Source organism: Bradyrhizobium sp. MI1.11, assembly GCF_055811255.1.
Map to the genome: position 1 here is coordinate 36,772 of NZ_JBVVPM010000037.1, position 14,252 is coordinate 51,023.

The 14,252-nt window shown below is 64.3% G+C and carries 15 protein-coding genes; 3 read left to right on the top strand and 12 right to left on the bottom strand.

Going from position 1 to position 14,252, the window contains the following annotated elements; genetic code table 11:
* Positions 1-11: 11 nt before the first annotated feature.
* The 9 genes from AC0L30_RS29400 to AC0L30_RS29440 all read right to left on the bottom strand — a co-directional run bounded on the left by AC0L30_RS29400 (position 12) and on the right by AC0L30_RS29440 (position 9,788).
* The gene (locus AC0L30_RS29400) at positions 12-989 is read right to left on the bottom strand and encodes a TRAP transporter substrate-binding protein (RefSeq protein ID WP_007591093.1); all 978 of its coding nucleotides are present in this window, start codon (positions 987-989) and stop codon (positions 12-14) included.
* Positions 990-1,024: 35 nt separating this feature from the next.
* Positions 1,025-2,338: a TRAP transporter large permease gene (locus tag AC0L30_RS29405; protein ID WP_473405801.1), complete on the bottom strand. Its 1,314-nt coding sequence runs from the start codon at positions 2,336-2,338 to the stop codon at positions 1,025-1,027.
* Positions 2,339-2,340: 2 nt separating this feature from the next.
* Positions 2,341-2,934 (bottom strand): TRAP transporter small permease, encoded by a 594-nt coding sequence (locus AC0L30_RS29410; RefSeq protein WP_473405802.1) that lies wholly within the window; start codon positions 2,932-2,934, stop codon positions 2,341-2,343.
* 166 nt (positions 2,935-3,100) lie between these two features.
* The gene (locus tag AC0L30_RS29415; RefSeq protein ID WP_007591086.1) at positions 3,101-3,898 is read right to left on the bottom strand and encodes an MBL fold metallo-hydrolase; all 798 of its coding nucleotides are present in this window, start codon (positions 3,896-3,898) and stop codon (positions 3,101-3,103) included.
* 13 nt (positions 3,899-3,911) lie between these two features.
* Positions 3,912-4,688, bottom strand: a complete 777-nt coding sequence (locus tag AC0L30_RS29420; protein WP_473405803.1) for a TatD family hydrolase — start codon at positions 4,686-4,688, stop codon at positions 3,912-3,914.
* A gap of 13 nt (positions 4,689-4,701) precedes the next feature.
* On the bottom strand, positions 4,702-6,684 hold the full coding sequence (gene metG / locus AC0L30_RS29425) for a methionine--tRNA ligase (protein WP_219684311.1): 1,983 nt from the start codon (positions 6,682-6,684) through the stop codon (positions 4,702-4,704).
* A gap of 109 nt (positions 6,685-6,793) precedes the next feature.
* Complete coding sequence (locus AC0L30_RS29430) at positions 6,794-7,840, bottom strand: DNA polymerase III subunit delta' (RefSeq protein ID WP_007591080.1); 1,047 nt, start codon at positions 7,838-7,840, stop codon at positions 6,794-6,796.
* The gene (gene tmk, locus AC0L30_RS29435; protein ID WP_007591078.1) at positions 7,837-8,523 is read right to left on the bottom strand and encodes a dTMP kinase; all 687 of its coding nucleotides are present in this window, start codon (positions 8,521-8,523) and stop codon (positions 7,837-7,839) included. Before tmk ends, AC0L30_RS29430 begins: the two co-directional genes overlap by 4 nt.
* Before the next feature lie 2 nt (positions 8,524-8,525).
* Positions 8,526-9,788 (bottom strand): D-alanyl-D-alanine carboxypeptidase family protein, encoded by a 1,263-nt coding sequence (locus tag AC0L30_RS29440; protein WP_473405804.1) that lies wholly within the window; start codon positions 9,786-9,788, stop codon positions 8,526-8,528.
* Positions 9,789-9,939: 151 nt separating this feature from the next.
* On the opposite strand from AC0L30_RS29440, the gene AC0L30_RS29445 reads away from it, so the two are divergent.
* On the top strand, positions 9,940-10,896 hold the full coding sequence (locus tag AC0L30_RS29445; protein WP_007591074.1) for an alpha/beta fold hydrolase: 957 nt from the start codon (positions 9,940-9,942) through the stop codon (positions 10,894-10,896).
* On the opposite strand, the gene AC0L30_RS29450 is transcribed toward AC0L30_RS29445, so the two are convergent.
* A complete protein-coding gene (locus tag AC0L30_RS29450) occupies positions 10,890-11,825 on the bottom strand; it encodes a septal ring lytic transglycosylase RlpA family protein (RefSeq protein ID WP_473405805.1) in 936 nt (311 codons plus the stop codon). The genes AC0L30_RS29445 and AC0L30_RS29450 overlap by 7 nt on opposite strands.
* Before the next feature lie 667 nt (positions 11,826-12,492).
* Complete coding sequence (locus AC0L30_RS29455) at positions 12,493-12,807, bottom strand: hypothetical protein (protein WP_007591066.1); 315 nt, start codon at positions 12,805-12,807, stop codon at positions 12,493-12,495.
* Between the two features lie 158 nt (positions 12,808-12,965).
* Here AC0L30_RS29455 and AC0L30_RS29460 point away from each other — a divergent pair, with 158 nt between their 5' ends.
* Positions 12,966-13,571 carry a YqhA family protein gene (locus AC0L30_RS29460; protein WP_473405806.1) on the top strand — a complete coding sequence of 202 codons (606 nt, stop codon included), beginning with the start codon at positions 12,966-12,968 and terminating at the stop codon, positions 13,569-13,571.
* Positions 13,517-13,858 carry a GNAT family N-acetyltransferase gene (locus AC0L30_RS29465; protein ID WP_473405807.1) on the top strand — a complete coding sequence of 114 codons (342 nt, stop codon included), beginning with the start codon at positions 13,517-13,519 and terminating at the stop codon, positions 13,856-13,858. Before AC0L30_RS29460 ends, AC0L30_RS29465 begins: the two co-directional genes overlap by 55 nt.
* A gap of 18 nt (positions 13,859-13,876) precedes the next feature.
* Here AC0L30_RS29465 and AC0L30_RS29470 read toward each other — a convergent pair whose 3' ends face one another.
* A complete protein-coding gene (locus AC0L30_RS29470) occupies positions 13,877-14,194 on the bottom strand; it encodes a DUF1476 domain-containing protein (protein ID WP_007591062.1) in 318 nt (105 codons plus the stop codon).
* Positions 14,195-14,252 lie beyond the last annotated feature (58 nt).

The window sequence follows — 14,252 nt, forward strand, 5'->3', positions numbered from 1 at the left end:
TATTCCTACCCTCACATCTTCTTGTAGGCGTCAACCAAAGCCTGGCCGTCGGCTCCCGCCTTCTTGAGCCAGTCGGCGGTGAGCTGTTCGCCGATCTTCTGGAAGCCGGCCTTCAGGGCCGGGCTCGGCGGCTCGACCGTCATGCCCTTAGCCTTGAGCTGATCGATGTACCAGGTGCTCTTGTCCTGCCAGGCCTTCCAGCCGCGGGTTTCCGCGGTCGCGGCGGCCTTGAGGATGGCCTCCTGGGTCGGCTTGTCTAGCGCCTCGAACGCAGCCTTGTTGACGAAGGTGTAGTCCTTCGGGATCCAGGCTTGCACGTCATAGAAGTACTTCAGCGACTCCCATGCCTTCGCATCGTAGCCTGTGCCGCCTGACGACATGAAGGAGTTCACGACGCCGGTCGCAAGTGCCTGCGGCAGCTCGGCGGCCTGAATGGTGACGGACTGCGCACCGACCAGTTCGCCGATGCGCGCAGTTCCAACGTTATAAGCCCGCCATTTCAGGCCCTTCATGTCTTCGATGGTCGCAAGCGGCTTGCTGACATAGACGCCCTGCGGCGCCCACGGCACGACAAACAGGAGCTTGAGCCCCTGCGCCTCCAGCTTCTTCGTAATCAGCGGCTTCGACGCCTGGTACAGCTTCATGGCGTCCGGGAAGCTGGTCGCCAGAAACGGCACGACGTCGACCCCGAATACCGGATCCTCGTTCTCGTGGATCGACAGCAAGACTTCGCCCATCTGCGCCTGCCCGGTCATCACCGCGCGCTTGATGTCGGGCGCCTTGAACAGTGAGGCGCCCGGATGGACCGTGATCTGGAGCTTGCCGGACGTGGCGGCTTCGACGTCCTTGGCGAAGGCAACGAGGTTCTCGGAGTGCGGATTGTCGGCCGGATACGCCGCCGGCAGATTCCATTTGGTCTGAGCCAAAGCGGGTGTCGCGGCCAGCACGGCGCCGGCGATCAGGGATGCGCGGAATAAACGAGACATCATCGGGCTTCTCCTCACAGTCAATTCAAACGGTACGCTCAGTCTGGGAAAGCGAGCTTGGGCAAGAACATCACGATCTGCGGATATTCCGTGATGATGAACACGGCCGCGAGCAGCAGCACGAAGAACGGGAACGCCGCCCGCGCGACGGTCAAGGTATCACGCCCACTCATGTTCTGGAGCACGAACAGATTGAAACCGACCGGCGGCGTGATCTGCGCCATCTCGACGTGGATGATGAGATAGACGCCGAACCAGACCAGGTCGAGACCGGCCTGCTTGACCATCGGCAGCACGATCACAGCGGTCAGGACGATCATCGAGATGCCGTCGATCAGGCATCCCAGGATGATGTACATGATGCTCAGATACAGCGCGAGCATGCCCGGCGTGAGCTGCTGGCCCTGGACCCAGGTGGCGAGAGCCGCCGGAATGCCCGTATAGGCCATCGCTGCGGTCGTGTAGGCAGCGCCCGCCAGGATCAGCATGATCATGCAGGTCAGGCGCGTCGCGCTCATGATGCTCTCGAGGAAGTTCTTGCGCGTGAGCGTGCGGCTCCACCACGCCAGCAGCAGCGCGCCCGAAACGCCCCAGGCGGCGCATTCGGTCGCCGTCGCAAAGCCGAGCACGAGCGAGAGGAAGACCGCCAGGATCAGCAACAGGCAGGGCGCAAGCCTGGCCGACTCCCGCAGCTTCTGGCGAAACGGCATCGGGGGATCGCGCGGCGGAATCTTCTTCGGGTTCAGCAGCGACCAGATGATGATGTAGCCGGAATAGAGCACCATCACGAGCACGCCGGGCAGAAAGCCGCCGAGGAACACCTGAAGCACGGAGACATTCGCCGTGACCGCATAGACCACCATCGGGATCGACGGCGGGATCAGCAGGCCGAGCGTGCCGGAGCCCGCGAGCGAGCCGAGACTGAGGCCCTTGTCGTAACCACGCTTGTCCAGTTCGGGCAGAGCGATCTTGCCGATGGTCGCACAGGTCGCCGCCGATGAGCCCGACACCGCCGCGAAGATGCCGCAGCCGATCACGTTGACATGAGTGAGGCGCCCCGGCAGCCACTGCACCCAGGGCGACAGGCCTCGAAACATCTCCTCGGATAATTTGGTGCGGAAGAGGATCTCGCCCATCCAGATGAACAGCGGCAGCGCAGCCAGCGTCCACGACGAGCTTGCGCTCCATGTCGTGGTCGCAAGCACCGAGCCGAGCGGCAGGCTCGTGGTCAGCGCCATCGCCACGAAGCCGACGAGCCCGAGCGATACCGCGATCCAGATGCCGCTTCCCAGCAGCAGGATCATGACGCCGAGCAGAATGAACGACAGTTCGATCATGCCGAGATTGGCCATCGTCAACCTCCGCCGCCTTGTGAGATCCGCTCGATGAATTCGTCCGGGGTCTCGTCCGGCGAGCCTTTCTCGTAGCTCGGCCGGTTGCCGCCGACGACACTGATCATTTCATCAATGAGCGCGATCGACAGGATCGCGAGCCCGCCAGAAAACCCGAGCTGCGGAATCCAGAGCGGAAGCGCGACGACGCCCTGCGCCACGTCGTTGAAGCGCCAGGAATCGTAGGTCATCTGCACGGCATGCCGGGTGAAATAGAGGATGAAAGCAGCGGCAATGCCGAGGGCCACGACCTCCGCAACCTGTTTGGAGCGCCCATGCAAACGCTCCAGCAGCAGGCCGACCCGGATCATCTCGCCGCGCTTGAAGGTGTGAGCGAGGCCGAGGAATGCCATCGCGGCCATGCACCAGGAGGCGAAATCATCGCCGGCGGGAATGTTGACCGCAAACTGGCGCCCGATCGACATGATCATCATGATTGCAAAGATCGCAACCATGAAGGCGCCGGCGGCGTAGCCCGCACCGAGATAAAGGAGATCCAGCGCGCGTCGCACCGGTCCCCGGCTCGTGACATCGTCCCCTGCCAACGCGATCCCCATCCTCACACGAGGCGATTCAGACGGTCCCGGCGATCGCACGTCGCGCGCCGGTCCTGCATGAATATCGCCCCTGCCCAGCGCCCTGTCTTTCAGACGTTAGATCAACATGATGGGGCCAGCGCAAGCAAGGAGTATGCCGGCTCTCGCCGGAATTTCCACCGCAGGTTCAGCGGGTCTCGAGCCGCAGCCCGTCATACGCGGGCACCACGCCCGCCGGCAGCGACTGCCGGATCACCTCATAATCGACGTCGGCCGTCATGTTGGTGATGACGGCGCGCTTCGGCTTGAAGCGCTCGATCCAGGACAACGCGTCGTTGATGCTGAAATGGCTGACATGGCTGGTGTAGCGCAGGCCATCGACGATCCAGAGATCCAGATTTTCCAGGGCGCCCCAGCTCTCGCGCGGGATGTCGTTGAGGTCGGGTGTGTAGGCGGCATCGCCGATGCGATAGCCCAGCGCGGGAATGTTGCCATGCTGCACCAGGAAGGCGGTCATCGTCACCGGGCCGCCCTTCCCCTGGATGGTCTGGCTTTCACCAGCCTCGATCGACTGCGCCGTCAGGATCGGCGGGTAGTCGCTGCCCGCCGGCGAGACGAAGCAATAGGAGAACCGCGACATGATGTCGTTCGCAGTCGTCTGATTGAGATAGGTCGGAATCCGCCGGCGCATGTGCATCACGACCGAACGCAGATCGTCCATGCCGTGGGTCTGGTCGGCGTGCTCGTGGGTCAGGAACACTGCATCGATGTGGTCGACATTGGTCGAGAGCAATTGCTCGCGCAGGTCCGGCGAGGTGTCGATCACGATACGCGTGGTGCCCTCGTCCGATGTCTGCTCGACCAGCAGCGAACAGCGGCGACGGCGATTCTTGGGATTGTTGGGATCGCAGGCACCCCAGCCGAGTGCCGGGCGCGGCACGCCGGCGGAGGAGCCGCAGCCCAGGATCGTCAGCGTCAGCGTCATGCGGCTCCCAGTTCTAAGCTTTCACCCTGGAGAACAGGCGAAAGAAGTTTTCGCTTGTCTGGCGCGAGATCTCGTCAAACGACACGCCGCGTGTTTCGGCGAGCACTTTTGCGACCTCGACCACGTAGGCCGGTTCGTTGCGCTTGCCCCGGAACTTGCCCGGCGCAAGGTAGGGCGAGTCTGTTTCAACCAGAATACGGTCGGACGGCAGTTCGGTCGCAAGCGCGCGCAAAACTTCGGACTTCTTGAAGGTCAGGATGCCCGTGAAACCGATGTAGAGCCCGAGCGAGACCGCCTTCAGCGCCAACTCGCGCCCGCCGGTGTAACAATGCAACACGGCGCGAAACGATCCCTTTGCCGTCTCCTCTTCCAGGATACGGCCGCAATCCTCATCCGCCTCGCGGGTGTGGATCACCAGCGGCAGGCCGGTAGCGCGGGCGGCGGCGATGTGGGCACGAAAACCCCTCGCCTGCGCCTCCGGCGAGCCGTTGTCGTAGAAATAGTCGAGCCCGGCTTCGCCGAGCGCGACGACCTTGGGGTGCTGCGTCAGCGCGATCAGCTCGTCCGGCGCGATGCCGTCTTCCTCATCGGCGTTGTGCGGATGGGTGCCGACCGAGCAATAGACGTCGTCGTAGCGCTCGGCGATGGCCAGAAGCTGGTTCAGCTTTCTCACCCGCGTTGAAATGGTGACCATGCGGCCGATGCCGGCCGCTCGCGCCCGCGACACGATCCCGTCGAGATCCTCCGCAAAGTCCGGAAAATCCAAATGGCAGTGGCTGTCGACCAACATGGTGCGAACGCCCTCAGGCTGCCGGCTCGATGTAGCGCGGGAAGGCCGGCGTCGGCGCGGGCAGCGTCGTACCTGGCGCGATGCGCGTTGCGCCGCCGAGCGCAGCGAAGTTGCGCTCCCCTTCGGGGATCCCGAGGCTGTTCAGCAGCAATCCCGAGGCCGTCGGCATCGCCGGCTGGGCCAGTATGGCGATCTGGCGCACGACTTCGGCGGTGACATAGAGCACCGTCCTCTGCCTGACAGGATCGGTCTTGGCGAGCGCCCACGGCGCTTCGCCCGCGAAATAGCGGTTGGCTTCGGCGACCACAGCCCATACGGCATTGAGCCAGTGATGGATTTGCTGCGTCGCCATCGCTTCGCGAGACGCCGCGAGCATGCCGTCAGCTTGTGACAGGATCGCCTTGTCGTTGTCGCTGAACTCGCCGGGCTCCGGGAGCACGCCGCCGAGCTGCTTGGCGATCATCGACAGCGAGCGCTGCGCGAGGTTGCCGAGATCGTTGGCGAGATCGGCATTGATGCGCGCGACGATGGCCTCGTGATTGTAGTTGCCGTCCTGGCCGAACGGGACCTCGCGCAGAAAGAAATAGCGCATCTGGTCGACGCCGTACTGGTCGGCGAGGTTGAAGGGATCAACCACGTTGCCGACCGACTTCGACATCTTCTCGCCCCTGCTGAACAGGAAACCATGGGCATAGACCCGCTTCGGAAGCGGGATCCCGGCCGACAGCAGGAAAGCCGGCCAGTACACCGCATGGAAGCGGATGATGTCCTTGCCGATGATGTGCACGTCGGCAGGCCAATAACGCCAGTTCTTGTCGCTCTCGTCGGGGAAACCGACGCCAGTGATGTAGTTGGTGAGCGCGTCGACCCAGACATACATCACGTGCTCTTCGTCGCCGGGCACCTTGACGCCCCAGTCGAACGTCGTGCGCGAGATCGACAGATCGCGCAGGCCGCCCTTGACGAAGCTCACCACCTCGTTCTTGCGGGAGTCGGGGCCGATGAAATTGGGCTGCGTCTCGTACAGCTTGAGCAGCCTGTCCTGATAGGCCGACAGGCGGAAGAAGTAGCTCTTCTCCTCGACCCATTCGACCGGGGTGCCCTGCGGCCCGAGCCGCACGCCGTCGTCGTTCAGGCGCGTCTCGTCCTCCGCGTAATAGGCTTCGTCGCGCACGGAATACCAGCCGGCATAGATGTCGGCATAGATATCCCCGTTCGCTTCCATGCGCCGCCATATCTCCTGGCTGGAGCGATGATGCTGTTCCTCGGTGGTGCGGATGAAACGGTCGAACGACACGTCGAGGCGCTCGTCCATCTGCTTGAAGCGGCCGGCATTGCGGGCTGCTAGCTCCGAGACGGACATTTTTTCGCTGGCCGCGGTCTGAACCATCTTCTGGCCGTGCTCGTCGGTGCCGGTCAGGAAGAACACGTCCTTGCCGTCGAGCCGCGCGAACCGCGCCAACGTATCGGTCGCGATCGCCTCGTAGGCGTGGCCGATATGTGGGCTGCCATTGGGATAGGCGATGGCGGTCGTGATGTAGAAGACGTTGTCGCGCGCGGGGACGGCCATGGGCGTGTTGGCCTGCGGCGCTGCGATGGACTTCGGCGCGCGCGGAGCCTTGGGCTTCGAGACATTGGGCTTCGGCGGCGCGGCGACAGGAGCTGGTGTGGCGGTCACGGCAGGCGTAGCCACCTTTGCCGTCTTGGCTATCTTCTTCGCCGAAGCCTCTTTTTTTGCCGAGGCCTTGGCTAGCTTTTTGGTCGCTGTCTTCACCGGCTTCTTTGCAACGACCTGCTTCTTCGCCGTCTTCGCGGCGCTCTTCCTCCCGCTTTTCTTGGCGGCTGTCTTTTTGGTCTTCGTGGCTTTCTTGACCTTTTTGGCAGCTTTGGGTGTGCGCGCCTTCACGGCCTTCTTCGCGGCTTTCTTGACGGCCTTCGTGGCAGCCTTCTTCTTGCTGCTCTTGCCCTTGGCGGTTTTCTTAGCTCGCGCTGCCACGACGAATTCCTTTACCGGCTTCTCGAAATTTGGAAACGAACCTGCGTTAGTTTATCGTCTTGAGCATGGCCCCATCGGAAAACCGCTGCACAGTTTTCCGGATCATGCTCTAGCGCGTCGCGTCCGCCAGCCAGCCGAACACCGAGAAAACCAAGGGCTTTCGCTCCAGATTGTAGGTTTCGGTGTCGCGCGCGGCCCGGACGATCTTTTCCCATACCTCAGCTAGGCGCGCAAGGCGCGGCAGATTCTGGTTGGCATTGGCCTCGTCGGCGTGCAGGCGTTCCGCGATCCAGCGATCGATGCCGTCGATGAAGGCGGCAAGCGCAACGCGGTCGCTGGTGCCGAGCGATTCGCCGAGCGTGTGCAATTCGCGCGGATCGACCTGCGGCAGCCGCGCCAGCAGCGCGGCCGTGCGCTGCTGGAGCTTCAGGGCGTCACCGCCGAGCAGCGTCAGCGCCCGCGCGACGCTGCCCTCGGACGCCTCCGCCGCCTCGCGCAACGCCGGATCATTCGGGTCGAGATCGGCAGCTGTTGCGGCTGCAGCAATCACGTCGTCGGTTGCGAGCGCGCGCAGGCGCAGCTTGCGGCAGCGCGACTGGATTGTGGCGAGCACACGCGCCGGCGCGTGGCTCACCAGCAGGAACAGCGATTGCTGCGGCGGCTCCTCGAGAATTTTCAGCAGCGCGTTGGCGGCATTCGGATTGAGCTCGTCGACGGTGTCGACGATGCAGACACGCCAGCCTTCGGCCGCTGCGGTCGAGCCGAAGAAGCCGATCGTCTCGCGCGTCTCGTCCACGGTGATCACGGTGCGCATCACGCCGCGATCATTGGCGGTGCGCTCCAGCGTCAGCAGGCCACCATGCGAGCTCGCCGCCACCTGCCGCGCCACGGCGTCATCACGATTGATGGCGAGGTCTTCGGCGCGCTGCACGAAGGGAGCGGACGGCTGGCCGTGAGCGAGCACGAAGCGCGCCATCCGATATGCCAGCGTCGCCTTGCCGATGCCTTGCGGCCCGCCAATCAGCCAGGCATGCGGGATGCGCCCGCTGCGATAGGCGGCCAGCAGCGCGGTCTCGGCCTCGCGATGGCCGAACAGAACGCTCGTCTCGCGCGGATGAGACATGGCAGTTTCGCGCTCGGTCTGACGCGGGCTCATATGGACACCACCGATGCCGGCGTCGGAAGCAGGCGATCGCGCAGCGCGGTCCAGACGCGCCCGGCAACCGTGTCGGGGTCAGAATTGGCGTCGATCAGCACGCAGCGCGCAGGATCGTCCGCTGCGATCTTGCGATAGGCCTCGCGCAGGCCCTGATGGAAACCGAGCTTCTCGGCCTCGAACCTGTCTGGCGTGCCGCTGCCGCGGCGAGCGGCCGCGCGCTGCAAGCCGATCTCGACCGGCAGGTCCAGAATGATGGTGAGGTCCGGTTTGAGATCGCCGATCGTGACCCGCTGCATCGCGTTGATCAGCGCCGCCGGCACCTGGCCGAGGCTGCCCTGATAGGCCCGCGTCGAATCGGCGAAGCGGTCGCAGAGCACCCAGGTGCCCTGGTTGAGCGCAGGCTGGATCACGGTGCGGACATGGTCGTCGCGGGCCGCCGCGAACAGCAGCGTCTCGGCCTCGGGTCCGAGCAGCTTGCCCATGCCTGACAGCACGAGGTGGCGCATGATCTCCGCGCCGGGCGAGCCCCCCGGCTCGCGGGTGACGAGGATGCGCATCCTGGCCGCCTTGAGACGGTCGGCGAGCTTCTTGATCTGGGTCGACTTGCCCGTGCCCTCGCCGCCTTCAAAGGTGACGAAACGCCCGCGTCCGGACGGCCACTTGACCGCGCTTTCACTCATGATCAGAGCTTCTCGGCGCCCGCACGGAACATGCCGATCACGAGCTCGCTGGCGCCGTCGATTGCACGCCGTAGGGTCGAGCCGGTGCCGATCGCGTCAGCGGCATAGACCGGCGTCTCCACCGCGATGTTGCCGCTGCGCCAGACCCTGACCAGCCCGACCTTCTGCCCAGCCTCGACCGGCGCGCGCACCGGACCGCTATAGACGACGCGCGCGATCAGCTTGTCGGTGCCGTTCTTGTGCACCATCACTTTCACGGGCGTCTTGGCGACCAGTCTCACCGAGCGGCTCTCGCCGCCGAACACCTTGGCGTAGCCGACGGGCTGATCGGCCGCGATCAGCGTGCGGGTCTCGAAATTGCGAAAACCCCATTCCAGCATCTTCTTGGCTTCGGTGGCGCGATCTTCGGGGTCTTCCAGCCCGTTGACGACGACGATCAGCCGCGTGCCGTTCTGCACCGCCGAGCCGACCATGCCGTAGCCGCCTTCCTTGGTGTAGCCGGTCTTCAGTCCGTCGGCGCCTTCCATCGAATTGAGCAGCGGATTGCGGTTGGGCTGGCGGATCTTGTTCCAGGTGTATTCCTTCTCGCCGAACAGTTTGTAGAATTCGGGGAAGTCGAGGATGATGTGCCGGGCGAGGATGCCGAGCTCGCGCACCGTCATCTTGTTGGCGGGGTCGGGCAAGCCGTTGGAATTGCCGAAGGTCGACTTCGTCAGGCCAAGCTCGCGGGCGCGCTTGGTCATGAAGTCGGCGGCGAAAATCCGCTCGTTGCCCGCCATGGCTTCGGCCAGCGCAATGCAGGCATCGTTGCCGCTCTGGATGATCGCCCCGTGCAGGAGATCGTCCACCGTGACCTTGCTGTTGATCGCAGCGAACATGGTCGAGCCGCCGGAAGGGGCGCCGCCCCTGCGCCAGGCGTTCTCGCTGATCCGGTATTCGTCAGTCAGCTTGATGTCGCCCTTCTTGATGGCGTTGAAGACGACCTCGGCGGTCATCAGCTTCATCATGCTGGAGGGCGCGCGCAGCTCGTCGGCGTTCTTCTCGAACAGCACACTGCCGCTCGAGGCCTCGATCAGGATAGCGGTCGGGGCGTCGCCGTCGAAGCCGGAGTCATCCGTTTTCTTGGCGCCCTGGACGCTCTGGTTGGCGGCGTAGAGGGCTCCGCCCCAGCCGATTGCCGCCACCAGAGCCGTCGCGATCAGCCCACGCGCCAGCGCTCCGGCGGTGAACCGGGGGCGCCCAAACGAGGAAAGATGAAATTCCATGGCCAAGCCCTGAGAGCGGCGTTCTAACAGTTGGAGCGGGTGCGAACAACACGGGGTGGCCGCTTGTCCCGAGATTGCACGATTCTCGTCCCGCCCCTATCGTGGCACCTCAGATTTTCTGACCAAACCCCTGAAACAAGGCGGAAAAGCGATGTCCTCCACCCGCGTGATCAAGGCCAACGGCATCGATCTGTTCATCCGTGAAGCCGGTCAGGGTCCGCTGGTGGTGCTGTGCCACGGCTGGCCGGAACTCTCCTATTCTTGGCGCCACCAGATCCCGGCGCTGGCGCAGGCCGGCTTTCGTGTCGTCGCCCCCGACATGCGCGGCTATGGCCAGAGCTCAGCGCCGCCCGAGGCGACAGCCTATTCGATCTTCGACACGGTCGGCGACATCGTCGGCCTCGTGCAGGCGCTTGGCGAGAGCAAAGCGATGGTGGTCGGCCACGATTGGGGTGCACCGGTGGCCTGGCACGCGGCGCTGTTCCGGCCGGACATCTTCACGGCGGTCGCCGGCCTGAGCGTGCCGCCGCCGTTCCGCGGCCGCGGCAAGCCGCTCGACCTCCTGCGCCAGGGCGGCATCACCAACTTCTATTGGCAGTATTTCCAGGCACCCGGCGTTGCCGAAGCCGAGTTCGAGCGTGACGTCGCGCGGACCATGCGCATCGTGCTCGGCGGGCGCGGCCTTGCCGATCCCTCCGCAGCCATGTTCGTGCTGGAGGGCAAGGGCTTCCTCGGCCACGGCAACCCGGAGGAGCCTCTGCCGGCCTGGCTCAGCGAGACTGACCTTGCCTATTTCACCGAAACCTTCCGCAAATCCGGTTTTCGTGGCGGCCTGAACTGGTATCGCAACCTCGACCGCAATTGGGAGCTGACGGCGCCCTGGCAGGATGCGCAGATCCATCAGCCCTCGCTCTTCATTGCCGGTTCGAAAGACGCCGTCATCACCGGCCTGATCGGAGCCAAGCGCATCAACGAGCTCGAGCGCGTGCTGCCCAATCTGAAGCGAAAGCTGATCATCGAGGGCGCCGGCCATTGGGTCCAGCAGGAGCGGCCCGACGAGGTGAATGCGGCGCTGGTGAGTTTCTTGAAGGAAAGCGCCGCTCAGTAGAGGCCGCGGCCGCTCAGGATGCCGCGGGCCTCGGCAGCGCCGTCCGAGGCGTAGGCGCCGGACGGAGCGCTCTCGGTCGCGTAGCGGCCGTCCCCGTCATAGGACACGCCGCGCGCGTTCTGGAGCGCCCGGCCCCGGTTGCGGCTCGAGGCCGACATTTCCGAGGTCGCACTGAGTGAAGCCATGTCGGCGGAGGTGTTGCCGAGATTGTAGGGCCGTCCCTCGGGCGTCGGAACTTCGCCGCGCATGGCGCCGCGGTTCGACGACGGCAGCTCCGGCACGAAGGGTCGCGCGGAGGCGACCCGGACCATCGAGGGTGACGGCGCCGGGGTCCCGGTGCGCAAGGTGGCCATCAGCTGGCGGTCGTCGGAGCCTTCCAGCGGCGCCCGGCCGACATATTCGACGCGGACCTTGGCGACCCCATTGCCTTTGAATTCAAGCAGTTCGGCCGCCTTGTTCGAGACGTCGATGAGCCGGTTGCCGTGATAGGGCCCGCGGTCATTGACGCGGACGATCAGCGACTTGCCGTTTGAGACGTTGGTCACCCGCGCATAGGACGGCATCGGCAGGGTCGGATGCGCCGCTGTCAGCGAGCCCATGTCGAACACTTCGCCATTGGCGGTCAGGCGGCCGTGGAAATCGTCGCCGTACCAGGACGCCATTCCCTCGGCGCGGTAGTTGACGTCCTCTTCGGGAACATAGGTCCGGCCGCCCACCACATAGGGCTTGCCGACGCGGTAGGCGCCGCCGCCCTTCGGGACCGGATCACCCAAAGCCACGACCCGGGGGCTCGAGGACACGCCGTATTTCGGATCGACCCGGCTGGCGAATTTGTTGGAGGATGCGCAATTGGCGAGCGCAAGGCAGGTCGCGACCGCCGCAACACCGCGCGCGGCCCGCAAAACCGAATCTGACCGTCGGATCCCCATTCGCCCCAAATACCACTTTGCCGGAGGCGTACCTAACCCGCTTTGACTACGGGCAGCGCTGTCCGGTCCTTTGCTCCGAGGCGGCCCACCACCGCGTCGGAAGTGGTAAAGATAACGCAACCCGAACACGGCGGAAATGGGGAGCCCACAACGATCCCGCCGGGATGGTAAACGGGGCGTATGCGTTCGCCCCGTTGAACTACGGGGCGCGGGCGCCCTGCGCTGTGCCACGGCTGGACATTCTGTTGCGCCAAATCCTCACTCCACCCCCATTGTCGCGCCGCTCCCTGGAATTCTTTTGACTGTGCAAGGCCGCCCGCGTTTTCTCGCGTGCAGGGCGGAATGGAATGAGACGATGATCGAGACGGTTTCGGCACTGATGGGTTTGGTAAGCGCGGGGATCTTCCTGGCCCATGCGTTTGAAGGTTACCGCACGAGGGCCTGAGGCACTCGCGCGGACGGCAAGCATCACCCTTTCAAGACGGCGCGTTCGGACATTTTTAGTCGATCCGATCGAGCATCGCAGACGAGAGCGGCAGGTGTCCCATGCGCAACCATGACCTCGTATCCGATGGCTTCCTGGCATTGACCGCCGGCGGTTTGGTCTTGCTGTGCTCCAGCCTCGTGGCATTGGCCTTCGCCTGAGCACCCAGCACGAAAAATACGCTTACCGCAGTCCAAGCAGCGAACGCCGATAGAGGCTGTCGCGGGCTTCGCTCAAGCAGACGAAGCTGCCGGTAAAACCCTGGCCGTACCGCTTCTGGCTTTTGCCGTAGTAGACGCCTTTGCTGAAATCGAGCCAGACGACCCGGTCGTGCGGGCAATGACGCTGCGCCTGCGCCTCGTAGCGAAATGGCGTCAGCGGCGTGGCCGATACCTCAGCGCCGCCGCAGCCGACCAGGATTGCAGCAGAGAGCGCGATCGCGCCGGGCCATTTGCCGAAGCTGCTGCTAGATACTCCGCAAGATAGTCCGCAAGCCACCACCCGCCTCCCGATCCTGGCCGTCGCACGAAGGCCGCTCGGGCACGATAGCACGAAACAGCACGGTCCTCGGAAAGCGACAGGCGCCTCACGTCTTCCGCGGGCCATCTTGTCGGGTTACAGGAAGCGGGATGATCTTGGTGCGAGGATGCTGCTGAATGTCGGTTGAGCCTGGACCCGAACTCCGCACCGAACCGCGCCTGCCCTTGCCGCGCCTGGGCTTGATCGCGATGATCATCTTCGGCTCGCGCTGGCTGCAGCTGCCGCTCTATTTCGGTCTGATCGTGGCGCAATGCGTCTACATCGTGCTGTTCCTGAAGGAGCTCTGGCATCTGTCCTGGCACGCGATTGATCTCACCGAGCAGCAGATCATGATGAGCGTGCTGGCGCTGATCGACGTTGTGATGATCTCCAACCTACTCGTGATGGTCATTGTCGGCGGCTACGAGACCTTCGTCTCGCGGCTCGACCTTCAGGGTCATCCGGACGAGCCGGAATGGCTCGGCCCTAGGCATAGCCTACGTCGACAAGCTCAGCGACTCCGGAATGCGCAAACATGCCGAGTAATGACCGCCCGCGCTCCGCCGATGGAGAGCTGTCTTTCAGGGCGGCACGCGCGGACGATGCGAAAGCGGTGTTCGACATCACCAAGGCTTCAATCGCAGGTCTGGCGCACGGATGCTATTCGCCGGCGCAGATCGAGAACTGGATGGGTGAGCGCACGCCCCGCTTCTACCAAGAGCTCATCGCCAGGGGACGCATGACCGTCTGCCTTCGCAACGGCGTCATCGTCGGCTTCGTCGACGCCGAGCCGGGCGAGGTCACCCGATTGTTCGTACTGCCCGAGGCCGCCGGCTCCGGGCTTGGCCAGCGATTGCTCGACATCGGCGTCGCCCAGGCGCGTGACGGACATAGCGGACCAATCCGTCTCGAAGCCACGATCAATGCCGAAGTCTTCTACCAACGATACGGCTTCAGAAGCACTGGCAGAGGGCAATTCTCTCTCGGCCTCGGCGGCGAGCCGATCGAGATCGTCTACATGGAGCTGTGAGCGCCGACGGCGCGCCGTTCAGGATTTTGCCGCGAGCTGCTGAACCGCCTGTTGCAGGCATTCCTGGAACTTCTGGCCGACCTGTTCGCGCGATACGCCCCTGGCGGCAAGATCGGCCGAGACTTTGCCCACGACGTCGTCCATCGACTGGTTCTCCAGATGGTCCGTCACCAACGCCGTCGCGTAGCTGGCCGCGGCATCGCCGCTGAGGCCGAGCTGGGTGGCGGCCCAGAGCCCGAGCAGCTTGTTGGACCGGGCCGTGGCCTTGAACATGAGTTCCTCGTCGTGGACGAATTGGGCCTCGAAGCCCTGCTCGCGCTTGTCGAACGTGGTCATGGTCAGCTCCATTTCGGTTTTCGCTGATCGGGGTCGGACTGGCTGGAAGCGAACGTCT

Coding starts and splice junctions, on each gene's coding strand:
- AC0L30_RS29400 (WP_007591093.1), bottom strand. CDS start 989: ATGATGTCTCGTTTATTCCGCGCATCCCTGATCGCCGGCGCCGTGCTG.
- AC0L30_RS29405 (WP_473405801.1), bottom strand. CDS start 2,338: ATGGCCAATCTCGGCATGATCGAACTGTCGTTCATTCTGCTCGGCGTC.
- AC0L30_RS29410 (WP_473405802.1), bottom strand. CDS start 2,934: ATGGGGATCGCGTTGGCAGGGGACGATGTCACGAGCCGGGGACCGGTG.
- AC0L30_RS29415 (WP_007591086.1), bottom strand. CDS start 3,898: ATGACGCTGACGCTGACGATCCTGGGCTGCGGCTCCTCCGCCGGCGTG.
- AC0L30_RS29420 (WP_473405803.1), bottom strand. CDS start 4,688: ATGTTGGTCGACAGCCACTGCCATTTGGATTTTCCGGACTTTGCGGAG.
- AC0L30_RS29430 (WP_007591080.1), bottom strand. CDS start 7,840: ATGAGCCCGCGTCAGACCGAGCGCGAAACTGCCATGTCTCATCCGCGC.
- tmk (WP_007591078.1), bottom strand. CDS start 8,523: ATGAGTGAAAGCGCGGTCAAGTGGCCGTCCGGACGCGGGCGTTTCGTC.
- AC0L30_RS29440 (WP_473405804.1), bottom strand. CDS start 9,788: ATGGAATTTCATCTTTCCTCGTTTGGGCGCCCCCGGTTCACCGCCGGA.
- AC0L30_RS29445 (WP_007591074.1), top strand. CDS start 9,940: ATGTCCTCCACCCGCGTGATCAAGGCCAACGGCATCGATCTGTTCATC.
- AC0L30_RS29450 (WP_473405805.1), bottom strand. CDS start 11,825: ATGGGGATCCGACGGTCAGATTCGGTTTTGCGGGCCGCGCGCGGTGTT.
- AC0L30_RS29460 (WP_473405806.1), top strand. CDS start 12,966: ATGTCGGTTGAGCCTGGACCCGAACTCCGCACCGAACCGCGCCTGCCC.
- AC0L30_RS29465 (WP_473405807.1), top strand. CDS start 13,517: ATGGGTGAGCGCACGCCCCGCTTCTACCAAGAGCTCATCGCCAGGGGA.
- AC0L30_RS29470 (WP_007591062.1), bottom strand. CDS start 14,194: ATGACCACGTTCGACAAGCGCGAGCAGGGCTTCGAGGCCCAATTCGTC.